At 73.0% G+C, this 23,552-nt stretch carries 22 protein-coding genes; 11 read left to right on the top strand and 11 right to left on the bottom strand.

The window, feature by feature from the left end; translation table 11 throughout:
- Positions 1–86: 86 nt before the first annotated feature.
- On the bottom strand, positions 87–1,319 hold the full coding sequence (locus ACFU7Y_RS04210) for a hypothetical protein (RefSeq protein WP_380766412.1): 1,233 nt from the start codon (positions 1,317–1,319) through the stop codon (positions 87–89).
- Positions 1,320–1,472: 153 nt separating this feature from the next.
- Positions 1,473–2,834 carry a type I glutamate--ammonia ligase gene (glnA, locus tag ACFU7Y_RS04205; protein ID WP_224280893.1) on the bottom strand — a complete coding sequence of 454 codons (1,362 nt, stop codon included), beginning with the start codon at positions 2,832–2,834 and terminating at the stop codon, positions 1,473–1,475.
- A gap of 175 nt (positions 2,835–3,009) precedes the next feature.
- Between glnA and ACFU7Y_RS04200 the strand changes: the two genes are divergently transcribed.
- Positions 3,010–4,791 (top strand): NAD+ synthase, encoded by a 1,782-nt coding sequence (locus ACFU7Y_RS04200; protein WP_224280894.1) that lies wholly within the window; start codon positions 3,010–3,012, stop codon positions 4,789–4,791.
- 10 nt (positions 4,792–4,801) lie between these two features.
- Here the strand turns inward: ACFU7Y_RS04200 and ACFU7Y_RS04195 are convergent, their stop codons facing one another.
- The 3 genes from ACFU7Y_RS04195 to ACFU7Y_RS04185 form a co-directional block, all read right to left on the bottom strand.
- On the bottom strand, positions 4,802–5,863 hold the full coding sequence (locus ACFU7Y_RS04195) for an endonuclease/exonuclease/phosphatase family protein (RefSeq protein ID WP_224280895.1): 1,062 nt from the start codon (positions 5,861–5,863) through the stop codon (positions 4,802–4,804).
- A gap of 146 nt (positions 5,864–6,009) precedes the next feature.
- The gene (locus ACFU7Y_RS04190) at positions 6,010–6,639 is read right to left on the bottom strand and encodes a TetR/AcrR family transcriptional regulator (protein ID WP_224280896.1); all 630 of its coding nucleotides are present in this window, start codon (positions 6,637–6,639) and stop codon (positions 6,010–6,012) included.
- 154 nt (positions 6,640–6,793) lie between these two features.
- The gene (locus ACFU7Y_RS04185; RefSeq protein ID WP_224280897.1) at positions 6,794–8,401 is read right to left on the bottom strand and encodes an MFS transporter; all 1,608 of its coding nucleotides are present in this window, start codon (positions 8,399–8,401) and stop codon (positions 6,794–6,796) included.
- Positions 8,402–8,701: 300 nt separating this feature from the next.
- On the opposite strand from ACFU7Y_RS04185, the gene panB reads away from it, so the two are divergent.
- The 3 genes from panB to ACFU7Y_RS04170 all read left to right on the top strand — a co-directional run bounded on the left by panB (position 8,702) and on the right by ACFU7Y_RS04170 (position 11,573).
- Complete coding sequence (panB, locus tag ACFU7Y_RS04180) at positions 8,702–9,571, top strand: 3-methyl-2-oxobutanoate hydroxymethyltransferase (protein ID WP_224280898.1); 870 nt, start codon at positions 8,702–8,704, stop codon at positions 9,569–9,571.
- A 146-nt stretch (positions 9,572–9,717) separates the two neighbouring features.
- Positions 9,718–10,746 (top strand): ATP-binding cassette domain-containing protein, encoded by a 1,029-nt coding sequence (locus ACFU7Y_RS04175; RefSeq protein ID WP_224280899.1) that lies wholly within the window; start codon positions 9,718–9,720, stop codon positions 10,744–10,746.
- A complete protein-coding gene (locus ACFU7Y_RS04170) occupies positions 10,743–11,573 on the top strand; it encodes an ABC transporter permease (RefSeq protein ID WP_224280900.1) in 831 nt (276 codons plus the stop codon). Before ACFU7Y_RS04175 ends, ACFU7Y_RS04170 begins: the two co-directional genes overlap by 4 nt.
- Before the next feature lie 142 nt (positions 11,574–11,715).
- On the opposite strand, the gene ACFU7Y_RS04165 is transcribed toward ACFU7Y_RS04170, so the two are convergent.
- Entirely contained in the window at positions 11,716–15,081 is a 3,366-nt protein-coding gene (locus ACFU7Y_RS04165; protein ID WP_380766410.1) for a BTAD domain-containing putative transcriptional regulator, read from the bottom strand.
- 215 nt (positions 15,082–15,296) lie between these two features.
- On the opposite strand from ACFU7Y_RS04165, the gene ACFU7Y_RS04160 reads away from it, so the two are divergent.
- The gene (locus ACFU7Y_RS04160; RefSeq protein ID WP_224285084.1) at positions 15,297–16,112 is read left to right on the top strand and encodes a site-2 protease family protein; all 816 of its coding nucleotides are present in this window, start codon (positions 15,297–15,299) and stop codon (positions 16,110–16,112) included.
- 14 nt (positions 16,113–16,126) lie between these two features.
- Here ACFU7Y_RS04160 and ACFU7Y_RS04155 read toward each other — a convergent pair whose 3' ends face one another.
- Together ACFU7Y_RS04155 and npdG are read right to left on the bottom strand one after the other, a co-directional pair.
- Entirely contained in the window at positions 16,127–16,318 is a 192-nt protein-coding gene (locus ACFU7Y_RS04155) for a hypothetical protein (protein ID WP_224285083.1), read from the bottom strand.
- A gap of 112 nt (positions 16,319–16,430) precedes the next feature.
- Positions 16,431–17,123: an NADPH-dependent F420 reductase gene (npdG, locus tag ACFU7Y_RS04150; protein WP_380766409.1), complete on the bottom strand. Its 693-nt coding sequence runs from the start codon at positions 17,121–17,123 to the stop codon at positions 16,431–16,433.
- Between the two features lie 47 nt (positions 17,124–17,170).
- Between npdG and ACFU7Y_RS04145 the strand changes: the two genes are divergently transcribed.
- A complete protein-coding gene (locus ACFU7Y_RS04145; RefSeq protein WP_380766408.1) occupies positions 17,171–17,830 on the top strand; it encodes a hypothetical protein in 660 nt (219 codons plus the stop codon).
- A gap of 94 nt (positions 17,831–17,924) precedes the next feature.
- Positions 17,925–19,262: an MFS transporter gene (locus ACFU7Y_RS04140; RefSeq protein WP_380766407.1), complete on the top strand. Its 1,338-nt coding sequence runs from the start codon at positions 17,925–17,927 to the stop codon at positions 19,260–19,262.
- A 52-nt stretch (positions 19,263–19,314) separates the two neighbouring features.
- Here the strand turns inward: ACFU7Y_RS04140 and ACFU7Y_RS04135 are convergent, their stop codons facing one another.
- The gene (locus ACFU7Y_RS04135) at positions 19,315–19,542 is read right to left on the bottom strand and encodes a hypothetical protein (protein WP_224284299.1); all 228 of its coding nucleotides are present in this window, start codon (positions 19,540–19,542) and stop codon (positions 19,315–19,317) included.
- Positions 19,543–19,654: 112 nt separating this feature from the next.
- Here ACFU7Y_RS04135 and map point away from each other — a divergent pair, with 112 nt between their 5' ends.
- Positions 19,655–20,500, top strand: a complete 846-nt coding sequence (map, locus tag ACFU7Y_RS04130; protein WP_380766406.1) for a type I methionyl aminopeptidase — start codon at positions 19,655–19,657, stop codon at positions 20,498–20,500.
- Positions 20,501–20,529: 29 nt separating this feature from the next.
- On the opposite strand, the gene ACFU7Y_RS04125 is transcribed toward map, so the two are convergent.
- Positions 20,530–21,222: a bifunctional DNA primase/polymerase gene (locus ACFU7Y_RS04125; protein ID WP_224284297.1), complete on the bottom strand. Its 693-nt coding sequence runs from the start codon at positions 21,220–21,222 to the stop codon at positions 20,530–20,532.
- Positions 21,223–21,723: 501 nt separating this feature from the next.
- Between ACFU7Y_RS04125 and ACFU7Y_RS04120 the strand changes: the two genes are divergently transcribed.
- Positions 21,724–21,954 (top strand): hypothetical protein, encoded by a 231-nt coding sequence (locus ACFU7Y_RS04120; protein WP_224284296.1) that lies wholly within the window; start codon positions 21,724–21,726, stop codon positions 21,952–21,954.
- Between the two features lie 51 nt (positions 21,955–22,005).
- Positions 22,006–22,203 carry a hypothetical protein gene (locus tag ACFU7Y_RS04115; RefSeq protein ID WP_380766405.1) on the top strand — a complete coding sequence of 66 codons (198 nt, stop codon included), beginning with the start codon at positions 22,006–22,008 and terminating at the stop codon, positions 22,201–22,203.
- 72 nt (positions 22,204–22,275) lie between these two features.
- Here the strand turns inward: ACFU7Y_RS04115 and ACFU7Y_RS04110 are convergent, their stop codons facing one another.
- Complete coding sequence (locus ACFU7Y_RS04110) at positions 22,276–22,941, bottom strand: PadR family transcriptional regulator (RefSeq protein WP_380766404.1); 666 nt, start codon at positions 22,939–22,941, stop codon at positions 22,276–22,278.
- Between the two features lie 174 nt (positions 22,942–23,115).
- Between ACFU7Y_RS04110 and ACFU7Y_RS04105 the strand changes: the two genes are divergently transcribed.
- Positions 23,116–23,514, top strand: a complete 399-nt coding sequence (locus ACFU7Y_RS04105) for an ACT domain-containing protein (RefSeq protein WP_224273954.1) — start codon at positions 23,116–23,118, stop codon at positions 23,512–23,514.
- Positions 23,515–23,552: the final 38 nt, after the last annotated feature.

Below are 23,552 nucleotides of genomic sequence, written 5' to 3'. Positions count from 1 at the left end.
GGTGCGCCGTGCGCGCACCGCCCGTCGGTCACTGAATGCTCCGGCCACCGCCGGTGCTCACCCGGCGCCCTTCGGGCCGGGCCCGGTCATGCGGAGCGTCGGCTGATCCGCATGGCCATCGCGCCCGCCGCGAGGAACGCCGCCGAGAAGCCGAGCAGGGCCGGCGACGCCCCGCTCCCCGTCTCGGCCAGCTCCCCGTGGTGCCGGCTCTTCTGCTCCTCGTGGCCGCCCTGGTGGCTCTGGTGGCCCTTGTGCTCCTCGTGGCCGCTCTGGTGGCCCTGGTGGCCCTTGTGCTCCTCGTGGCCGCCCTGGTGGCCCTTGTGCTCCTCGTGGCCACCCTTGTGGCCCTTGTGCTCCTCGTGGCCCTTGTGCTCCTCGTGACCACCCTTGTGATCCTGGTGGACCGGCTTGTGCGGCTCCTGCTCCACCATGCTGAACTTGGCCTTGTTCACGTTGGTGACGCTGTTGTTCGAGCTGTTGTCGAGGTCGTTCTTGACGGTGTTCTCCACAAGGACCGTCACGTTGACCTGCTGGTCCTGGGTTTGCTGGCCGTTCTGAGCCTGGGCCTGGTCCTGGCTCTGGGCCTGGTCCTGGGCCTGAGCCTGGGCCTGGTCCTGGGCCTGGCTCTCGGGCTTGTGCTCGGGCTTGTTCTCGGGCTTGTGCTCGGGCTTGTTCTCGGGCTTGTGCTCGGGCTTGTGCTCGGGCTTGTGCTCGGGCTTGTGCTCGGGCTCGTTCGACTGGCCGCCGTGGCTCTCGTGCCCCTCGTGCCCACCATGGTCGCCGGGGGGGCAGGGGCATTCGGGGGCGTGGTGGTCCTTGGGGCAGCGCTTGCCGGTGCGGGACGACAGTTCGTCCAGTCCGCCCAGTTCCTTGAGGAACCCGAGCGTCGACGGCCGGGCCGCGGGCCGACCGCGCTCGGAGTCGTCCTCGCCCGGCTGACTCGCCGTCTCGTTCTGCTCGGTTCCTTCCTCGGCCGGCTGAGCTGCCGCGCCCGGCTCGGCGGCGACGGCCGCCTCGGTGCCGACGCCCGCCTCGGTGCCGACGCCCGCCTCGGCGGGGTCGTCCGCCCGGTGGGGCTGACGGGCCGCCAGCTTGGGCGGGAGGACTTCACGATTGCCGAAGGTCCAGGCATGGGTGGCGTTGCCGGTGCCCTCCGCGGCACGGAGGAGCCCGTCGACCCAGTTACCCCGCGCCTCCGCCGATTCGGCGGCTGCGCGGTGGTCGGCGGAGGGCGAGGCGTAGGCCACGGAGCCGGCACCCCACACGAGGGCGGCCGAGGTCAGTCCGGACAAGGCCAGGATGGTGATTCGAGTACGCATGACACTCCAGAATGATCCGCAAAACGGATCTTCTGAATACGCCTCTTCGTCACCCCGCCACGGCTCGCACCGCTGCAGGGTAACCGCATTGGCCCAACGGATTAACGTGCGTGGGGTACACCGCCCACACGGCCCGCACCAGTCGACAAGCCGTCAGAGCACCTGGAGGTTCTTCCGCAACTCGAACGGCGTCACCTCGGAGCGGTACTCCTCCCACTCCTGGCGCTTGTTGCGCAGGAAGAAGTCGAAGACGTGCTCGCCGAGGGTCTCGGCGACGAGTTCACTGCGCTGCATCAGGTCGATGGCCTCGCCGAGGTTCTGCGGCATCGGCTGGATGCCGAGGGCCCGGCGCTCGGAGTCGGACAGCGCCCACACGTCGTCGTCGGCGCCGGGCGGGAGCTCGTAGCCCTCCTCGATGCCCTTCAGGCCGGCCGCGAGGGTGACGGCGTAGGCGAGGTACGGGTTGCAGCCGGTGTCCAGGGAGCGGACCTCGATCCGGGTGGAGCCCTGCTTGCCCGGCTTGTACATCGGCACCCGGATCAGCGCCGAGCGGTTGTTGTGGCCCCAGCAGATGTAGGACGGCGCCTCGCCGCCGGCCCCGGCGGTGCGCTGGGAGCCGCCCCAGATCCGCTTGTAGGAGTTCACCCACTGGTTGGTGACGGCGGCGGTCTCGGCGGCGTGCTTCAGCAGGCCGGCGATGAAGGACCGGCCGACCTTGGACAGCTGGTACTCGGCGCCGGACTCGTGGAAGGCGTTGCGGTCGCCCTCGAACAGCGAGACGTGGGTGTGCATGCCGCTGCCGGGGTGCTCGGAGAACGGCTTGGGCATGAAGCTCGCGTGCACGCCCTGCTCCAGCGCGACCTCCTTCATGACCAGCCGGAAGGTCATGATGTTGTCGGCGGTGGACAGCGCGTCGGCGTAGCGCAGGTCGATCTCCTGCTGGCCGGGGGCGCCCTCGTGGTGCGAGAACTCGACCGAGATGCCCATCGACTCCAGCATGGTGATCGCCTGGCGGCGGAAGTCGTGGCCCACCCCGCGCGGGGTGTGGTCGAAGTAGCCGGACTGGTCGGCGGGGATGGGCGGGGTGCCGTCGCCGGGCAGGTTCTTCAGCAGGAAGAACTCGATCTCGGGGTGGGTGTAGAAGGTGAAGCCCTGCTCGGAGGCCTTCTCCAGGGTGCGCTTGAGCACGAACCGCGGGTCGGCGTAGGAGGGCGAGCCGTCCGGCATCAGGATGTCGCAGAACATCCGGGCGGTGCCCGGGGTCTCCGAGCGCCAGGGCAGGATCTGGAAGGTGGTCGGGTCCGGCTTCGCGATCATGTCGGACTCGTACACGCGGGCGAAGCCCTCGATCGCCGAGCCGTCGAAGCCGATGCCCTCCTCGAAGGCCTGCTCCAGCTCGGCCGGTGCCACCGCGACCGACTTCAGGAACCCGAGCACGTCGGTGAACCACAGCCGGACGAACCGGATGTCACGCTCTTCGAGCGTCCGAAGCACGAACTGCTGCTGCTTGCCCATGGGGACAGTCTCACCTCTGCTCTTTACGCTCGTGTTACGCCCCGGAGGCCCCGGAAAGACCTCGTGAAGCGGTTGCCCCCATCATGGCCGATCCGCACCGGGCACCGCAGTGCCGACCCCCGCCGTCGGGCCCCGCCCAGGACATTGCGTCAGTTAGACGATTAGACTCGGAGGCATGCCCACTCTCCGTCTCGCCCTGAGCCAGATCGACCCCTGGGTCGGTGACCTCGCCCGCAACAGCGATGAGGTGGTGCGCTGGACCAGGCAGGCCGTGGAGGCCGGCGCGCAGCTGGTGGCCTTCCCCGAGATGGCCCTCACCGGGTACCCGGTGGAGGACCTCGCCCTGCGCCGCTCCTTCGTCGAGGGCTCCCGCGGTGCGCTGGTCGAGCTGGCCGGCCGGCTGGCGGCGGACGGGCTGGGCGAGGTCCCGGTGGTGGTCGGCTACCTCGGGCGCTCCGAGCACGCCTCGCCACGTTTCAACCGCCCGGCCGGCTCCCCGCAGAACTGCGCCGCGGTGCTGCACCGGGGCGAGGTGGTGACCCGCTTCGCCAAGCACCACCTGCCCAACTACGGCGTGTTCGACGAGTTCCGCTGGTTCGTCCCGGGCGACCAGCTGCCCGTGCTGCGGGTGCACGGGGTGGACGTCGCACTGGCCATCTGCGAGGACATCTGGCAGGACGGCGGCCGGGTCACCGCCGCCCGCGAGATCGGCGCCGGGCTGCTGCTGGTGGTCAACGGCTCCCCGTACGAGCGGAACAAGGACGACCAGCGGCTGGAGCTGGTGCGGCGCCGGGCGGCCGAGGCGGGCTGCACCCTGGCGTACGTCAACATGGTCGGCGGCCAGGACGAGCTGGTCTTCGACGGCGACTCGATCGTGGTCGGCGCGGACGGCGAGGTCCTGGCCCGCTCCCCGCAGTTCGAGGAGCACCTGCTGGTGCTGGACCTGGACCTGCCGACCGCCGGCCGCGACCACACCGACGGCCTGCTGCTGAGCGACGGGCTGCACCTGGTCCGCACCGAGCTGGACGGCGAGCCGCAGGCCGCGCCCGTCATGGGGGCTCCCCCGGCCGAAGGCCGGGAGAGGCTCACCGCCGAGGTGGCGCCGCGGATCTCGGACGAGGCCGAGATCTGGGCCGCGCTGGTCTCCGGCACCCGGGCCTACGTGACCAAGAACGGCTTCGAGTCGGTGCTGATCGGCCTCTCCGGCGGCATCGACTCGGCGCTGGTGGCCGCGATCGCGGTGGACGCGGTCGGCGCGGCGAACGTGCACTGCGTCTCGATGCCCAGCCGCTACTCCTCCCGGCACTCCCGGGACGACGCGGCCGAGCTGGCCCGCCGCACCGGGCTGCGCTTCCGGACCGTCTCCATCGCCCCGATGTTCGACGCCTACCTGGGGGCCACCGAGCTGACCGGCCTCGCCGAGGAGAACCTCCAGTCCCGGCTGCGCGGCACCCTGCTGATGGCGATCTCCAACCAGGAGGGGCACATCGTGCTCGCGCCCGGCAACAAGAGCGAGCTGGCGGTCGGCTACTCGACCCTGTACGGCGACTCGGTCGGCGCCTACGGGCCCATCAAGGACGTCTACAAGTCGCTGGTCTTCCGGCTGGCCCGCTGGCGCAACGAGGAGGCCGAGCGGCGCGGCGAGGTGCCGCCGATCCCGGAGCACACCATCACCAAGCCGCCGTCCGCCGAGCTGCGGCCGGACCAGGTGGACACCGACTCGCTGCCCGACTACGACCTGCTGGACAGCGTGCTGGCCCGCTACATCGAGGGCGACGAGGGCCGGGACGCGATCGTGGCGGCCGGCTTCGACCCGGCCGTGGTGGACCGGGTGGTCCGGCTGGTCGACACCGCCGAGTACAAGCGGCGCCAGTACCCGCCGGGCCCGAAGATCTCGGTCAAGAACTTCGGCCGGGACCGCCGCCTGCCGATCACCAACCGCTGGCGGCGCGGCTGAAGCGCACGGCCTAGCGGACCGGCTGGTACCGGTAGGTGGCGGCCACCGGAAGGTGGTCGCTGCCGTCCCGCGGCAGGGTGCGGGAGTCCAGCGGGTCCAGCCCGCCCTTGCTCATGATCTGGTCGATCCGGGCCATCGGGAAGGCGGCCGGCCAGCTGAAGCCGAAGCCGTCACCGGCGGCGCCCTGGGCCGAGCGCATCTGCGAGGTGACCGGCGCGAGGCTGCGGTCGTTCATGGTGCCGTTGAGGTCGCCGAGCAGCAGGACCTTCTTCAGCGGCTCGGCCTGGATCGCGTCACCCAGCGCCTGCGCGCTGACGTCCCGCTGGTTGACGGTGAAGCCGCCCTCGGCCTTCAGCCGCACCGAGGGCAGGTGCGCCACGTACACCGCGACCGGGCCCTGCGGGGTGCCGACCTGGGCGCGGAAGGCCCTGGTCCAGCCCATCCTCAGGTCCACCGGGGAGACGTCACTGATCGGGTACTTCGACCAGAGCCCGACGGTGCCCTGCACCTCGTGGTACGGGTAGGCGCCGGCCAGCCCGGTCTCGTACGAGCGCAACGGCTTGCCGGCCAGCTCCTGCAGGGCGACGATCTGGGCGCCGGAGTCCACCAGGGTACGGATGGTGCCGGGCACGTCGGTGTTGGCGGCGGCGACGTTGTGGCTGACCACCGTCCAGTCGCCCGGGCCGCCCCGCTTGTCGCTCAGCAGGCCGCCGAACAGGTTGACCCAGAGCACGACGGGCAGCAGCAGGGCGAGCAGCGCGGTGGCGGAGCGGCGCAGCAGCGCGGGCACCAGCAGCACCGGGACGGCCAGGCCCAGCCAGGGCAGGAAGGTCTCCAGCAGGCTGCCGAGGTTGCCGACCCGGTTGGGCACCTCGGCATGGAAGGCGAACAGCACGGCCGTGAGCACGGCGAGCGCGGCGATCACCAGGCCGCGCCGCCAGGTACTGCTGCCGCGGGTGTCCCGGCCCCAGTGGCGCAGGCCGATGAAGCCGACGCGACGCGGCGCGGGGGCCGGGTCGTCGGCGCCGCTCCCGGGGGCCACGATCCGATCGGTCCTGTCCGCCTGCGCCATCAAGTGGCTCCCGTCGCTCGTGCCGCCGCCGGTCCGGTGCCGGTTTGACCGGATACCCGGCTCAGCCTATGCCGGGACAGACGTCGGCCCCCCGGAGCGGGTTCCGGCGTGGCCCGGTTTGGTGAGCGAGGCCACGTTCGGCCGGATCAGCGGGGCGCGAGTCCTTCGAGCACGGAGTCGACCAGCTTGCGGGCCAGGTCCGGGTCCTCCAGGTCGGAGTCGTCCCACAGGATGCTGCGGTAGAGGATCGGCCCCATCAGCAGGTCGTTGAGCAGGTCCAGGTCGAGGTCGTCACGGATCACGCCCTCGGCGACGGCCTGGCGGATCAGGCCGAGCCCGACCGCCCGGCGCGGCTTGATCACCCGCTCCCGGTAGGCGGTGTACAGCTCGGGCAGGGTCTGCATCTGGCCCATGGCGGCCTTGAGCACCCAGCGGGTGCGCTTGGCCAGGCCGCGCCGGCGGACGTGGTCCACCAGTGCGATCAGGTCGGCCCGGGCGCCGGCGCCGGTGGGCTCCGGCAGTGGCTCCTCCAGCCGGCTGACCACGTCGACCAGCAGGGCCTCCTTGTTGGGCCAGCGCCGGTAGATGGTGGCCTTGCCGACGCCGCCGGCGGCGGCGATGCCCTCGATGGTGAGCTCGGACAGCGCGGTGCCGCCGGCCATCAGGTCCTCGACGGCCGTGAAGATGGCCTGCTCGGCGGCCTCACTGCGGGGCCGGCCACGGCGTACCTCCGCGCAGTGCTGCCCGGTGCCGGCGGTCGGCGTGTCCGTCTTCATCCCCGCTGCCTCTCCCTCGCTCTCCCCGGTCGCGCAGGCGCCGTGGCGTGTCCCTCGATGGGTCCGCGGCAGGGGACCTTGCCCCGGACCCGGGCCCTGCCTCCCGGGGCGTACCCGGGGGACAGGGCCATTGTCACTCAGCTGCGGTGCGGCCTCAGGCGTCCGCGGCCGCCGCCTCCCGCTCCTGGCCGCGCTGCTCGGGGACCTGGCCGCCCGGGCCCGCGGGGGCGGCCGAGCGGCGCGGCAGCAGGAACCAGGCGACCGCGGCGCCGATGACCGAGACGCCCACCGAGAGCGAGGCCACCACGTGCATGGCGTGGATGAAGGAGTCCTTCGCGGGGGTGATGAGCGCCTGGCCGCCGGGAAGGCGGTCGGCGATGGCCAGGGTGGCCTCCAGCGACTCGCCGGCCTTGTCGCGCAGCCCCTCGGGCAGGTGGGTCAGGGTGTCGGCCATCCCGTCGCGGTAGACGGTGGAGAGCACCGCGCCGAGCACGGCGACCCCGAGCGAGCCGCCGACCTGGCGGAAGGTGTTGTTGACGGCCGAGCCGGCGCCGGCCTTCTCCCGGGGCAGCGAGGCCATGATCGCGACGGTGACCGGCGGCATGACGTGCGCCATGCCGGCGCCCATCACCAGGCCGAGCACGACCAGCATCCAGATCGGGCTGGTGGCGGTCAGCACGGCGTAGCCGACGAAGCCGAGCGCGACCAGCAGCATGCCGCCGGCGGCGGTGGCGGCGACGCCGAGCCGGTCGACCACCAGCCGGGCCCGCGGGGCGAACAGCAGCTGGGCGGCGGCCATCGGCAGCATCAGCAGGCCGGCCTGGAGTGCACTGTAGCCACGCACGCTCTGGATGTAGAAGACGCCGAAGAAGGAGACGCCCATCAGCGCGAAGAAGATCACGCCGACGACCACCACGGAGGCGCTGAACACCTTGTCGCGGAACCAGGTGACGTCCAGCGCGGGGAACGGCGTGCGGCGCTCGAACCAGACGAAGGCGGCCAGCGCGACGACGCCGACCAGGGTCGGCGCCCAGGCTTCGACCACGGTGAAGTCGGCCAGCTCGCCGCCCTTGATGATGCCGTAGATCAGCGCGACCAGCCCGACGATCGACAGCAGCACGCCGACCGGGTCCATCCGGCCCGGGTTGGGGTCCTTGGACTCGGGGACCAGGATCACCATCGCGATCACCGCGACGACCACGATCGGGACGTTGACCAGGAAGACCGAGCCCCACCAGAAGTGCTCGATCAGCAGACCGCCGGTGATCGGGCCGATGGCGATGGCCAGGCCGACGGCGCCGGCCCAGATCCCGATCGCCTTGGGCTGCTCGGAGCGCTCGAAGACGTTCATGATGATCGCCAGCGTGGCGGGCATCGCGAGCGCGCCGCCGACGCCCATCAGGGCGCGGTAGCCGATGAGTTCACCGGGCGAGGCGGCCAGCGCGGACAGCAGCGAGGCGACGCCGAAGACCGCCATGCCGGCCAGCAGCGCGCGCTTGCGGCCGAACCGGTCGCCGAGCAGGCCGGAGGTGAAGAGCAGGCCGGCGAAGACCAGGGTGTAGGAGTTGATCGACCATTCCAGGTCGCTCTGGGTGGCCCCGAGGCCGACCGGCGCGGGGGTCGCGATGGTCTTCATCGCGACGTTGAGGATCGAGTTGTCGAGCACGACGACGAGCAGGGCGAGCAGCAGGGTGCCGAGGATCGCCCAGCGCCGGCGGTGGATGGCTTCCGGCACGCGAGGTGGCGCGGCTGCGGTGGTCATTGGTCTTCCCGTCCGTGTTGGCGTTGCACTGGCGGGCATTCCGAGCCGCATACGTCTCGCAACCCCCCGCGCCAGAGTAGCGGCCCATACGATACGAGACGAATCCGTTTCGTAAAGAGAAGGCAAATTCGGAGGCCTCCCGCGCACCCCGGCGCGGGCGGCCCGCCCGCCCGGTGTGCGGCGGATCCCACCGGGACGCACGCACCCCTCTTTGCGCGCGCGCCGGGGCGTGCAAGCATGGAGGGAATCCGGGGACGCCGCACGGCGCCACGAGACGACAACCCTTCAGGAGTCCGTTCGATGAACGCTTCTTCGCCTTCGCCTGCCCAGAACCAGGCGTCGACCACCACCCTCTACGGCGGGGTCACCAACCGCCGGGTCACCGTCCGCGACCTCGCCGCCGCCAAGCAGCGCGGCGAGAAGTGGTCGATGCTCACCGCCTACGACGCCCTCACCGCGGGCGTGTTCGACGAGGCCGGCATCCCGGTGCTGCTGGTCGGCGACTCGGCGGGCAACTGCCACCTCGGCTACGAGACCACCGTCCCGGTGACCATGGATCAGATGGTGATGCTCTCCGCCGCCGTCGTCCGCGGCACCAAGCGGGCCATGATCGTCGCCGACCTGCCGTTCGGCTCGTACCAGGAGTCCCCCGCCCAGGCCATGCACAACGCGGCCCGGCTGATGAAGGAGGCCGGGGTCGGCGCGGTCAAGCTGGAGGGCGGGGAGCGCAGCGCCCGCTCGATCGAGCTGCTGGTCGAGGCCGGCGTCCCGGTGATGGCCCACATCGGCCTCACCCCGCAGTCCGTGCACGCCCTCGGCGGCTACCCGGTCCAGGGCCGCGGCGACGAGGCGGCGCACCAGCTGCTGCGCGACGCCAAGGCCGTCCAGCAGTCGGGGGCCTTCGCGGTGGTGCTGGAGGCCGTCCCGGCCGAGCTGGCCGCCCAGGTCACCGAGCAGCTGGCGATCCCGACCGTCGGCATCGGCGGCGGACCGGACACCGACGCCCAGGTGCTGGTCTGGACCGACATGGCCGGCATGACGGCCGGCCGGGTGCCGAAGTTCGTCAAGCAGTACGCGGACCTGCGGACCGTCCTCGGCGACGCCGCCCGGGCGTACGCGCAGGACGTGCGCACCGGCGCCTTCCCGGCGGCGGAGCACAGCTTCCACTGACGCTCCCCCTCGCGGCCCCGCTCCCTCGCCGGAAGCGGGGCCGCTGTCGTTCCCGGCGCGACCGATGACAGCCGCGTGACAGCGGGCCGACAGCGCGCCGCCCGGGCCGACAGGGAGTTGACGGCCGGGGCGGACAGCCTGGAGGCATGACACGAATCGCGACGGCCCCGAACGACCGGGGAACCACCTCCGGGAACGCCGTGGAGGTGCACGGCATCGTCAAGCACTACGGCAGCACCAAGGCCCTCGACGGGGTCGACCTCACCGTCGAGGAGGGCACCGTCCTCGCCCTGCTCGGCCCCAACGGCGCGGGCAAGACCACCCTGGTGCGCGTCCTGTCCACCCTGATCAAGCCGGACGCCGGCACCGCGTTCGTCGGCGGCTACGACGTGCTGCGCCAGCCCAAGCAGCTGCGCCGCACGATCGGCCTCACCGGCCAGTACGCCTCCGTGGACGAGCTGCTCTCCGGGTACGAGAACCTCTACCTCATCGGCCGGCTGCTGGACCTCCCCCGCCGGGAGGCCAAGGCCCGGGCCGCCGAGCTGCTGGAGCGCTTCTCCCTCACCGAGGCCGCCAAGCGGCCCGCCAAGACCTACTCCGGCGGCATGCGCCGTCGCCTCGACCTGGCCGCCAGCATGATCGGCCGCCCCCGGGTGCTCTACCTGGACGAGCCCACCACCGGCCTGGACCCGCGCACCCGCAACGAGGTCTGGGACGAGGTGCAGCGGATGGTCGCCGAGGGCAGCACCGTCCTGCTGACCACCCAGTACATGGAGGAGGCGGAGCAGCTCGCGAACGAGGTGACCGTCATCGACCGCGGCAAGGTGATCGCCAACGGCGCCGTCTCCGAGCTCAAGGCCAGGGTCGGCGGCCAGACCCTCCAGGTCCGCCCGGCCCACCCGGCCGAGCTGCCCGAGATGGCCCGCTGCCTGCGCGAGAACGGCGTCCTCAACGCCACCGTCTCGCACGACGACGGCCTGCTCGCGGTGCCGATCACCGGCGAGGAGCACCTGACCGCCGTCATCTCGGTGCTCGGCACCCGCGGCTTCGCGATCGCCGGCATCGACACCAAGGTCCCCAGCCTGGACGAGGTCTTCCTCGCCATCACCGGCAAGCCCACCGCGGACGCGGCCACCGCCCCCGCCCCCAGCCTCGCCAAGGAGCCCGTCGCATGACCACCGCCACGCTCACCCCCGCCCGGGTGAAGGACACCCGGGCCGAGGACACCCGGATCGGCCTGGCCGGCACCCTGCGCCACGTCGGCGCGCTGACCCGGCGCAACCTGATGCGGATCAAGGCCGACCCGGAGTCGATGTTCGACGCCGTACTGATGCCGATCGTCTTCACCGTGCTGTTCGTCTACGTCTTCGGCGGCGCCATCTTCGCCGGCAACCAGGACGAGTACAAGCAGTTCATGATCCCCGGTCTGCTCGGGCAGACCGGCATGACCCTGGCGCTGGCCGTCGGCACCGGCCTGAACAGCGACTTCCAGACCGGGGTGATGGACCGTTTCCGCACCCTGCCGATCGGCCGGGCCTCGGTGCTGCTGTCCAAGATCGTGGCGGAGACCCTGCGGGCGCTGCTCTCCTCCGCGATCCTGCTGACCTTCGCGTTCATCCTCGGCTTCGAGCTGAAGACCGGTGTGCCGGAGCTGCTGGCCGCGGTCGGCCTGTCGCTGGTGTTCGGCATGTCGATCGTCTGGATCTCGATGTTGCTCGGCATGTCGATGAAGAGCGCCCAGGCGGTGCAGGGCGTCTCCATGCTGGTCCTGATGCCGATGCAGTTCGGCAGCTCGATCTTCGCACCGACCGACACCATGCCGGGCTGGCTGCAGGCCTTCACCAAGGTCAACCCGCTGTCCGCGCTGGCCGACGCCTCCCGCTCCCTGCTCAACGGCCAGGGGGCGGTGGCCCACCCGGTGATGATCGTGCTGATCTGGTCGGCCGCCGCCACCGCGGTCTTCGCCCCGCTGGCGGTCGCCCGGTTCCGCAAGCGGACCTGACCCCCGCGACCACCGCCGGCCCCGTCGGGGAAGGGCCGGCGGACGGGACGGCCGGCCGTCCGGGACAGGCGCCGGCCGCAGTACGGGCCCGTGCGGGCGGTGACCAGGGGACGGGCACCGGCCGCACGGGCCCACGCGCGGTCTAGCCGATCAGCCCCTCCAGCAGTTCGAAGGCCTGCTCCTGGGTCATCCCGGCCCCGTCGGCCCGGGCCTCCTCGTACCCGGCATCCCCCATCAGCTCCCGCAGGACGGCCTCCGAACGCGCGCGCTCGACCCGGTCCAGGTAGCCGCCCTTGGGGCCGTGCAGCCCACCGTGCGCGCCGGTCAGCGCGGCCGCCACCCGGGCCCGCTCCAGGTCGCCGTCGTGCTGGGCGAAGGCGCACAGCACCGCCGTCACCGCCGGCACCACCAGGACCGTCATGTGTTCGAAGAAGCCGCTCGCGGCCGTCACCGCCCGCAGCTGCCGCCAGCCGTCGCGCAGCAGCTCGAACCCCGCCTCCGGGTCCCCGGCCCGGGCGGTGATCCAGCCGCGGGAACTCAGCAGCATCCCGGTCACCAGGCTCGGCGCGAAACCCCCGACCCGGACCGTGTCCAGCTCGTCCAGCTCGGCCAGCGCCCGCTCGAACTCGCCGCGCTGGGCGTGGATGCCGCAGAGCGTCAGGTGGCCGAACATCAGTGCCCCGGTGGTGGACTGGTTGAGCCCCGGGGTGTCGATCGAGGCCAGCGCCTCGCGGATGACCCGCTCGCCGCGGTCCATGTCGTGCTCCAGCAGGGCGCTGCCCAGGTTCACCCGCAGGATCGGCACCTCCTGCGGCGCCCCCAGCTCCTCGACCAGCTCGATCGCCCGCGCGTACGCCTCGGCGGCGGCCGCGGACTCGCCCCGGTTGGCCAGCGACTCGCCGTGCGCGGACAGCGCCTGGGAGATCCCCCAGAGGTTGCCCGACTGCTCGAACAGCTCCAGCGAGCGCTCGCCGTCCAGGATGCTCTGCTCCTCGCCGCTCGGCCAGTCGTTCATCATCCTGGCCCGCACCTGGAGGATGAACGCCAGGTCGCTCACCCCGCCGTGCTGTTCGCAGCCGCGCACGGCGTCGTCGATCAGGTCCTTCATCTCCTCCAGGCGACCGGACAGGAAGGCCCCGAACACCCGCATCAGCGCCGGGAAGCGGTAGGCCTGCGGCAGATCCGGGGTGTAGACGCCCATCAGCCGCTGGGCGACCTCGATCGCCTCCGGGTCGCCGAGGACGTCCAGGTTGCCCTCGAACAGCCCGATCAGCCGGAACATCGCGAGCAGCCGGCGGGCCTCCTCGACCACCCCGGCGGACAGCGGCAGCTCGTACGCGAACACGCTGCGCTCCAGCGGCACCGGCCGCGGGGCGTCCGGGCCGAACGGGTCCGGGCCGAGCGCGGCGACCGCGTTGTACCAGGAGCGCGCCTCCATGCTGTAGCCGCGCAGCGACCAGTACCAGCTCATGCCGAGGGCGAGGAGCAGCGCCTGTTCCTCGTCCCGCAGGTCGATCGCCCGACGCAACGCGATCCGGATGTTGTCCTGCTCGCGCTCCAGCACCGTCAGCCAGTGCAGCTGCCGGGGGCCGTGGATCTGGCCGTCGGCGACGGAGAGCATGGTGCGGAAGTGCGCGAGGTGACGGGCCTCGGTGGCGGCGCGCTCGGCGGCGGCCCCGGCGAGACGCTCGGCCGCGTACTCGTGGATGGTCTCCAGCATCCGGTAGCGCGGCAGGCTGGCCCCGTCCAGGTCCGCCACCAGCAGGGACTTGTCGACCAGGGACAGCAGCAGGTCGGCGACCTCGCCGGGGGCCACCTCGACGCCGTCGGCGCAGACCGCCTCGGCGTCCTCCAGCTGCCAGCCGCCCGCGAACACCGACAGCCGGCGCAGCACCGCCCGCTCCCGCTTGCCCAGCAGGTCCCAGCTCCAGTCGACCACCGCGCGCAGGGTCTGCTGGCGCGGCAGCAGGGTGCGGCTGCCCGCGGTGAGCAGTGAGAACCGGCCGTCCAGCCGGTCGGCTATCTGGCGCGCCGTCATCACCCGCAGCCGGGCGGCGGCCAGCTCGATGGCCAGCGGCAGCCCGTCCAGCCGGCGGCAGATCTCGGCGCAGGCCTCCGGGTCGCTCTGCGGGTCGAAGCCGGGACGGGCGGCGGCGGCGCGCTCGGCGAACAGCCGCAGCGCCACCGGGTCGGGCAGCGGCTCCACCGGCAGCACCGTCTCCCCGGGCACGCCCAGCGGTTCACGGCTGGTGGCGAGCACGGTCAGCCCGGGGCACTCGGCGAGCAGGACGTCGGCGAGGTCGGCGGCGGCCTGGATCAGGTGCTCGCAGTTGTCCAGGACGAGCAGCATCCGACGGTGGCCGCAGTGCTCGACCAGCCGGCGCACCGGGTTCTCGGCCCGCTTGTCGATCACCTCGGCGACCATGCTGGTGCTGTGCAGCACGATCTCGCGCAGGCCGAGCGCCGAGACCACGGCGGCGGGCACCGCCTCCGGGCTCTCCAGCGGGGCGAGTTCGGCCACCCAGACGCCGTCCGGCCAGCCACCGGCGGACTGCTCGGCGCGGCCGGCCTCCGTCGAGAGGCTGGTCTTGCCGGAGCCGCCGGGGCCGGTCAGGGTGACCAGCCGACGGTCCGCCAGCATGCCGCGCAGCGCGGCGAGATCCTCCTCCCGGCCGACGAAGCTGGTCAGCCGGCCGCGCAGATTGCCACCGGAGCGCGGGAGTTGGGGCGCGGCAGCGGGTGCGAGCGCGGGGGCCGGGGCGCGGACGGGCTCCGGCGTCGGCGCCTCGTGAGCGTCCGGTGCGAGCAACTCGGCGTACAGGGAGCGGAGTCCGCGGCCCGGGTCGACGCCGAGCTCCTCGGCCAGCGCGCGCCTGGTCCGTTCGTAGTGGCGCAGCGCCTCGGCCGTCCGCCCGCTCTCGTGCAGCGCCCGGATCATCAGCAGCTGCAACGGCTCGTCCAGCGGCTGCCCGCCGCACAGCTCGGCCAGCTCGGCGACCAGCTCGGCGGCCCGGCCGAGGCCGAGGTCGGCGGTGATCCGGTGGCGGCGGGCCTCCTCCCGCTGGGCGTCCAGCCGGGCGGCCGGGCCGGTGCGGTCCGGCAGGTCGGCCAGCGCGGGGCCGCGCCACAGCGCCAGGGCGGCGGCCAGCTTCCCGGCGGCGAGCGCGTGGTCCCCTGCGTCGAGGGCACGGCGGCCCTCGCCGGTCAGCCGCTGGAAGTCGGCGAGGTCGGTGGCCGGGCCGGTCAGCCAGTACCCGGCCGGGCCGGAGCCGACCTCGTCCCGGCCGATGGTGCGGCGCAGCCGGCCGACCAGGGTCTGGAGCGCGGCGGAGGAGTCCTGCGGCGGCTCTGCCTCCCACACCTCGTCCACCAGCACGTCGGCCGGCACCGGCCGGCCCTGCCGCAGGGCCAGGGCGGTGAGCAGGGCCCGCAGCCGGGCGCCGCCGATCGGCACCGGGGTGCCGTCGTCGTGGTGGGCCGTCGTCGTCCCGAGAATGCCGTAGTGCACCGGACCATTCTGGTCGATCGGCGGGGCAAGGGCCGCACAATTGTGCAGGGCCGTCCCGGCCCCGGTGCGTGGGGGTGGAACGCCGCGTGGGGCGGAACGCCGGCGCACGCCCGGACGTTCACCCGGAGCGGCTTGTCCGGTCACCGGCCCACCCGGCATGATCGACCCCGGCCCACGCCCGCCCCTCTTCCCCCTGCCCACGGAGCACCCACACCATGACCTTCGCCGCCACGCCGCGCTCCCGCAGCGAGGACCGCCGGATCAGCCCGGTGTTCTGGGTGCTGCTCGCCGTCCTCGGCACCTCCGGCTGGGCGGTGTACCAGGGCTACGGCAACACCTCGTTCGGGGTGTTCCTGTTCGTGGTCGCGGGCTGGATGGTCTCGCTCTGCCTGCACGAGTACGCCCACGCGCGCACCGCGCTGCACGGCGGCGACATCACCGTCGGCGCCAAGGGCTACCTCACGCTCAACCCGCTGAAGTACGCCAACGTGCTGCTCAGCTTCGTGCTGCCGATCGTCTTCGTGATCCTCGGCGGCATCGGCCTGCCCGGCGGCTCGGTCTGGATCGAGCGGAACCGGATCCAGGGCCGGCTCAAGCACAGCCTGATCTCGGCGGCCGGCCCGCTGGTCAACCTGCTCATCGCGGCGGCGCTGCTGATCCCGATCGGCGCGGGCTGGCTGGACGACCCGACCGTGCACGCGTTCTGGAACGGCTACGAGCTGATCATCTCGCCGTTCTCCGGGGCGCTGGGATTCCTCGGCTTCCTCCAGCTGAGCGCGGCGGTGCTGAACCTGCTGCCGGTGCCCGGGCTGGACGGCTACGGGATCGTCGAGCCGTGGCTGTCGTACAAGACCCGGCGCGCGATCGAGCCGTTCGCGCCGTACGGGATGCTCGCCGTGTTCGCGCTGCTGTGGCAGCCCCAGGTGAACCAGTTCTTCTTCGGCATCGTCCACGGCCTGATGAACCTGTTCGGCGTGGACCAGGACTACGCGACGCTCGGCCGGTACCTGTTCACCTTCTGGAAGAACTAGCCCTTCCGGAAGCCTCAGCCCTGCTCGGCCGCGGCGGCGGCCTCGGCGAGCTTCGCGCTGCGGCGGTTCATCCACAGCACGTTGCTGGCCACACCGGCCAGCGGGAGCCAGATCAGGCCCAGCCAGAGGCCCTGGGTCAGCGAGAAGACGGCGGCGACCAGCGCGAGGACGACGACGATCAGGGCGAGCAGGGACGTGCGGGGCATGGCGGCGGACTCCTGGGACCGGGTACGGGCGGCCGGGGTTCGGCCGGAACCCATTGTCGCCGACCTCACCTCCGGAGCAGGTCCGGGGTGAGGTCGACACGGCGTCCGATGGTCAGACGTCGGTGATCCGCAGGCCCGCGTGGGCCTTGTAGCGGCGGTTGACCGAGATCAGGTTGGCGACCAGCGCCTCCACCTGGTGGGCGTTGCGCAGCCGGCCCGCGAAGATGCCGCGCATCCCGGGGATGCGGGCGGCCAGGCCCCGGACGACGTCGATGGCGTCCCGGTCGTCGCCGAGCACCATGACGTCGGTGTCGATGGTCTCCACCGACTCGTCCTGGAGCAGGACCGCCGAGAGGTGGTGGAACGCGGCGGTGACCCGGGAGTCCGGCAGCAGCGCGGCGGCCTGCTCGGCGGCACTGCCCTCCTCCGGCTTCAGCGCGTACGCGCCCTGCTTGTCGAAGCCCAGCGGGTTGACGCAGTCGACGACGATCTTGCCCGCGAGCTCCTCGCGCAGCGCGGTCAGGGTGGCGGCGTGGCCGTCCCAGGGCACCGCGATGATCACCACGTCGCTCTCCCGGGCGACGGTGGCGTTGTCGGCGCCGCGCACGCCGAGGCCCAGCCCGGCCGCCGCGGCCTCGGCCCGGGCGGCGTCACGGGAGCCGATGATCACCTGCTGGCCGGCCTTGGCCAGCCGCAGGGCCAGGCCCCGCCCCTGGTCGCCGGTGCCGCCGAGGACACCGACCACCAGCTGCGAGACGTCCGGCGCCTCGTGGGCCGGGTTCGTCACTGAATCGAGGGAAGTCATGGGCCGATCCTGCCAAATCCCCGGCCCGGCGGGACATCCTGGCCCGCATGGACGCGGTGAGAGTTTCGGCACTCCGGGAACGGCTGGCGGGAACGGGCTGGCTGGAGGCGATCGGCGGCTTCGCCGGATCGCTGCGCCGCTCCGTGGAACGGCGCGGGGCGAGCGGGCTGCTGCTGGTCGGCACCGAGGGGTACGAGCCCTGGCACCTGGCCGCCCATCTGGACGACGAGGCCGCCTGGTCGGACGTCCCCCGGCTGGCGCCCACCCTGGTGCGGCACCGCCCGCCGGCCGACGCCCCCGCCCACCTGACGCACGACCTGCGGCGGCTGACCGAGGCCGGGCGCGGCGCCACCGTGCTGGTGGTGGCCCCGGAGGCGGCCGGGGCCCCGCTGCTGGAGCGGGTGCACGACGCCCGGCGGCACGGCGCGACCGTGCTCGCGCTGGACGGCGGCGCCCCGGCCTCGGCCGGTGGGCCGGGTGATCCCGGCGGCCTCGGTGGCTCCGGCGACATCGGCGACCTCGGCGACCTCCGTGAGCTCGCGCACGAGCGGCTGGCCGTCGGCACCACCGCCGGGGAGCCCTTCGACCTCGCCCAGCACCTGGTCAGCGCCGCCGCCGGGCAGCGGGCCGGCCGCCGCTCCGTCCGGGACCGGCTCGCCGAACTCGCCGGGCGGCTGACCTCGCCGCCCGCGATCAGCCGCTGGTAGCCGGGGCCGGCCCCCGGGTTCGCCGGACGGTCGGTTCGCCGGCGGTCGAAAACCCTTTGCGGAGGCGGCGAGCGCCGTCCGAGGATGACGGTTCGTGAACGTCGACGAACCCCCGCATCCCCCCGTGCCCGGTCGCGCCCGGACGCTGCTGCGCTCGCTGACGCCCGACCTGTCCCCCTGGCGCGCCTCGCGGGACTTCCGCTACCTGTGGACCTCCGGCTGCGTCACCAGCTTCGGCGGCTTCCTGACCCTCATCGCCGTGCCGATGCAGATCAAGGAGCTCACCGGGTCCTCCTTCGCGGTCGGCCTGATCGGCGCCGTCGAACTCGTGCCGCTGATCGTCTTCGGCCTGTGGGGCGGTGCCCTCGCCGACGCCCTGGACCGCCGGAAGCTGGTGCTGCGGGCGGAGGTCGCGCTCGGCCTGCTGGCCGGGCTGCTGCTGCTCAACGCCCTGCTGCCGGACCCGCTGCTCTGGCCGATCTACCTGGTCGCCGCGCTGGTCGCGGCCGCCGACGGCATCCAGCGCCCGGCACTGGACTCGCTCCTCCCCCGGCTCGTCCCGCACCAGCACCTGACCGCCGCGTTCGCCCTCAAGTCGCTGTACCACAACGCCGCTTCGGTGGCCGGCCCGGCGCTGGCCGGCGTCGTGGTGGCCTTCGCCGGGGTGCAGACCGCGTACGCGCTGGACGTCCTCTCCTTCGCCGTCTCGCTGCTGCTGCTCGTCCGGATCAAGGCCGTGCCGCCGCTCACCGGCGCCGAGCGGCCGTCCCTCCGGGCGGTGCTCACCGGCGTCCGCTACGCGTGGAGCCGCAAGGACCTGCTCGGCACCTACGCGATCGACCTCTGCGCCATGCTGTTCGCCTACCCGGTGGCCGTCTTCCCGTTCCTGGCCTCGGAGTTGGGGGCGGACTGGGCACTCGGCCCGATGTACGCGGCCTCGGCCCTGGGCGCCCTGCTGGTCGGCGCGACCAGCGGCTGGACCTCCCGCATCCACCGGCACGGGCGGCTGCTGGTGGTCGCCGCCGTCGGCTGGGGCGCGGCGATGGCGCTCGCCGGACTGACCGAGCACATCTGGCTGGTGCTGCTCGGCCTGGCGCTGGCCGGCGGCGCCGACGAGATCAGCGGGCTCGCCCGCTCGACCATGTGGAACCAGTCCATCCCGGACGAGCTGCGCGGCCGGATGGCCGGCGTCGAACTGCTCAGCTACTCCGTCGGCCCGCAGCTCGGCCAGGTCCGGGCCGGCACCATGGCCGGACTGGTCGGCGTGCGGGCCGCCGTCTGGGCCGGTGGCGCCGCCTGCGTCGTCGCCGTGCTCGCCGTCGCCGCCGCCCTGCCGAAGCTGCTCGCCTACGACGACCGCACCGACCCGCACGCCGCCGCCGTCCGCGCCGAGCACGAACGCTCCGAACGGGAGGCCGCCCCGGCGGCGTGACGGAACCGGGCGGCCCCGGTGTTCCGGTCGCGTCGACCGCGCCGGCCGGGGGCTACTCGCCCTTCTCCTCGGGCTGGTCGCTCCAGCGCGGGTCGTTGCGCCATTCCCGGTTGCGCTCGTCCGCGATCCGCAGCGCCTGGGCGGCCTCGTCGGGGGTGGCGTACGGTCCCAGGCGGTCCTTCGCCGGGCACTCCGGGCCCTCTTCCACCTTGTTGTGCTTGATGCAGTAGAACCACTCGCCGGGCTTGCCGGTCGGCTTGCGGTTGAATCCGAGGGGCATGGCGCTCTCCCGTTCAGAAGGCCAGAAGGATGGGTCGGTACCGATCATTCCCCGCCCCGGGCGGGGCCGCACACCACCCGGGGCGGTGGGGCCCGGCGACTAGACTCGCGGCATGGCTCTCGTACCCGGCATCCAGTCCCCCACCCGCAAGGTCCCGGCGCACATCGCGCGCCCCGAATACGTCGGCAAGCCCGCGCCGACGCCGTACACCGGGCCCGAGGTGCAGACCGCCGAGACGATCGAGAAGATGCGGATCGCGGGCGGGATCGCCGCCCGGGCGATGGAGGAGGCGACCAAGCTGATCGCCCCCGGCGTCACCACCGACGCGCTGGACGCCGTCGCCCACGAGTACATGTGCGACCACGGCGCCTACCCGTCCGACCTCGGCTACCGGGGCTTCCCCAAGTCCGTCTGCACCTCGATCAACGAGGTGATCTGCCACGGCATCCCGGACTCGACCGTGCTCCAGGACGGCGACATCGTCAACATCGACGCCACCGCGTACATCCACGGGGTGCACGGCGACCTCAACGCCACCTACCTGGTCGGCGACGTGGACGAGGAGTCCCGGCTGCTGGTCGAGCGCACCCGGGAGTCCCTCAACCGGGCGATCAAGGCGGTCAAGCCGGGTCGTCAGATCAACGTCATCGGGCGGGTCATCGAGTCCTACGCCAAGCGCTTCGACTACGGCGTGGTGCGGGACTTCACCGGACACGGCATCAACACGTCGTTCCACTCCGGCCTGATCATCCCGCACTACGACAGCGAGCGGGCCACCGAGGTGATCAAGCCGGGCATGACCTTCACCATCGAGCCGATGCTGACCCTCGGCACGTACGACTACGAGATCTGGGCGGACGGCTGGACGGTCGTCACCAAGGACCGCAAGCGCACCGCCCAGTTCGAGCACACCCTCGTGGTCACGGCGGACGGCGCGGAGATCCTCACCCTGCCGTAACGCCGCGGCGCCGTGCCGCCCGGGCGTCGTCAGCCGATCAGCCACTGCTCCTCGGCGACGGCGCCCACCTCGGTGCAGGCGTCGGTGAGCACGTCCAGGACGCGCAGCGGGTCGGGCAGCGGCTGCTCGGGCCCGCGCAGCCACTGCACCCGGGAGCCGTCCGGCAGCGCGGCCGGCGGCAGCAGGGTGTACGAGCCGCGGCAGTGCCAGCGCAGCCCGGGGTGCTCGGACATGGTGTCCGGGGTGGAGTCGAGCGCGCTCGGCCACCACTCGTCCTCGTCCTGCGGGGTACCGCGGGTGGCGGTGAAGAACAGGTAGCGGTCCTCGCCGACGGCGGCGACCGGTCCGTCGACGCCCAGCGCGGTCAGCCGCTCCAGCGCCAGCCGTCCGGCCTCCGCCGGGACGTCCAGCACGTCGTGCACCCGGCCGGTGGCGGTGATGAAGTTGGCCTGCGGGTCCCGGGCGAGCCAGCGGGAGAGCTGCTCGGGATCGGTGGTGGCCTGGGTCTGCCAGGCGAAGGAGACCGGGTGCTGGGCGGGGGCCGGACAGGCCACCCGGTCACAGGAACACCGGTAGCCGGCCGGGTGGGCGGCGGGCGCGAGCGGGAATCCGGCGCGCACCGCGCCGAGCAGCTGATCGAGTCCGGCCGGGCCGTCCGCGCCCCCCGCCCGCTGACGATCACGCTTCTGCCACCAGGTCGTCCACCTGCTGCCGGCTTCCATCGGGCCCCTTCCGCGCAACTGCCGTGCCTGGTGCGACACAGCGTTCGACGTTCCACTCCGACGCAACGCACGGCGCCCCCGGCTGCTTCCCGGGGTGCTCGGCCCTGACGTCCGCGCCCTGCCGGCCGCTGCCCGGGGTCACCGGACGGCCGACGCCCGGGTCACGGTACGCAGTCACGGCAGCACGCTGTCCGCGCCAAATCGGCCGGAGGGCGCGCGAATTCGCGCCTCGCCCGGCCCGTACGGGGCCCGCTGACCCGGGTGAACCCCGAGGGCGTAACAGGAAGGATAAGGGTGCGGAGGGCCTTCGGATGACCGGGGGCGGTGCCTCTCCGGTCACACTCGCGGTGATGCCCACGGGCGCACCCCGGGCACACTCCCGGCACGCCACCCTCACGAGGCCTCCCGCCCGCCCTCCCGTCCCGGAGCCCCCGGTCGCCCCGGTTCCCCCTCCCGCACGGGCCGGTCCGCGGTCACCCGCGGAGGTGAGACCCTGGAGGGATGAAGAGCGCGGACACCGAATTCGTCGGCGGCCCCCTGGACGGCAGGATCCTCCCCATCCCGCTGGGGCCGATACTCGGCGTGCCCAAGAAGTACAAGGTCCCGGTCCCCGCGCACGGCGAGGCCCCCGCGCGCACACTGGTGTACGTCCGGAGCAAGCAGGTTCGGGGCCTGAGCTGGTTCTGGCGCTACGAGTACGACGAGGCGGCCACCGCCCGCGCCTCCGGCTGACGGGCCGCACGCCTCGTCGTCGCCCTTCGTTCGCCTCCCGGGGAGGTCGGCATGGCGAGGACGGCACGGCACCCGAGGAACCGCTCGCGGGCGGTCGGGCACCACAACCGGCAGGTCGCCGGCGTCACCGGGGTGCTGCTCCTGGTGGTGTGCCTCTACAGCGTGGCCATCGAACCGAACGCCTGGCTCTGGTTCGGCTGGGCGGTGCTGCTGCTGGTGTGCGTGGCGCTGTTCGTGGTCCGGCCGTGAGGCCCTCCCCCGGGCCGCCCGGGCAGCAGTACCGCCCGTCCCGTTCCCCCACGGACTCTCTCCCCGGGGCTGTCAGTCATCCTCGGCGAGGATGAGGTACAGCTTCTTCCGGGCCTCGGTCAGCACCGCCAGACCCTTGGTGCGCTGCGCCTCGGTGCCGGTGGCCATGACCTGGCGGATCGCCTGGTCGACGGCGGCGAGTGCCTGGCCGACCTCCTGGACGGCCTCCCAGTCGACCTCCCGGCCGGCCTCCGCCCACGGCTCGGCCGGCCCGGCGTCGGCCTCGGCCCGGCCCGCCTCGGTGAGCGACACCAGCCGCTTGCCGCCGACCTCCTCCGCGGTGATCAGGCCCTCCTCCTCCAGCAGCTGGAGGTTGGGGTAGATCGACCCCGGGCTGGGCCGCCAGGCCCCGCCGGTCCGCTCGGTGATCTCGGCGATCATCTCGTAGCCGTGCATCGGCCGCTCCTTGAGCAACGCCAGCAGCGAGGCCCGGACGTCACCGCGCCGGGCCCGCCCGCCGCGCCGCGCGTGCGGACCACCGCGCCGGCCACCGTGCCCACCGAAGCCGTGGCCGTACGGGCCGCCCATCGGCCGGCCGGGGCCGCCACCACCGAACGGCGGGCCGAAGCCGCCGAACGCCTCCCGGCCCTCGACGCCCTCACCGGGCATCCCCCGGAACTCCGGGCCCGGGCCGCGGCGTCGACCGCCGCCGCGCGGGCCCTCCCAACGGAAACTCATTCCTTGACGTTCTGAGCGCATCACGCCCACCTCCTCGGATCTCCGAGTCGAACGAGCCAGTCGAGTCACTGTCTCGATAGTTCGACGATATATCGGCGACTGTCGCTCGTCAACGGATTCCGACACGCCCGCGGAGCACGCCGCATCCCCCGTCCAGCCGCTACGGTGGCGGGCATGGCCGCAGAACGAGACCTTGCGACGCTGCTGCGCGGAATGAGCCCGCAGCTCAACCCGGGGCGGTACGTCTACTGCACGCTCCCCGCGCGGGTGCCCGCCGGCATGCGGCCGGTGGTGACCGTCGCCGAGCCCGAGGGGGTGACGATGGTGGTCGCCCAGGAGGAGGCGGACGCGCTCGGGCTGCGCTACGAGTACGTGGCGGCCTGGATCACCCTGCGGATCCACTCGGCGCTGGAGGCCGTCGGGCTGACGGCCGCCGTGTCCGGCCGGCTCGCCGAGGAGGGCATCAGCTGCAACGTGGTGGCCGGCTTCCACCACGACCACCTGTTCGTCGCCGCCGACGACGCCGACCGCGCCGTCCGCGCCCTGGAGGACCTCGCCGCCCGCTCCGCCTGAGGCCGCCCCGTCCGCTCTCCTCCGCCCGACAGTCCCCC

The organism is Kitasatospora sp. NPDC057542 (assembly GCF_042801945.1).
In the GTDB taxonomy this organism is placed as follows: Bacteria; Actinomycetota; Actinomycetes; order Streptomycetales; family Streptomycetaceae; genus Kitasatospora.
Note: the sequence above shows the minus strand (reverse complement) of the source record. Positions and strands in the feature narration are given on the sequence as shown.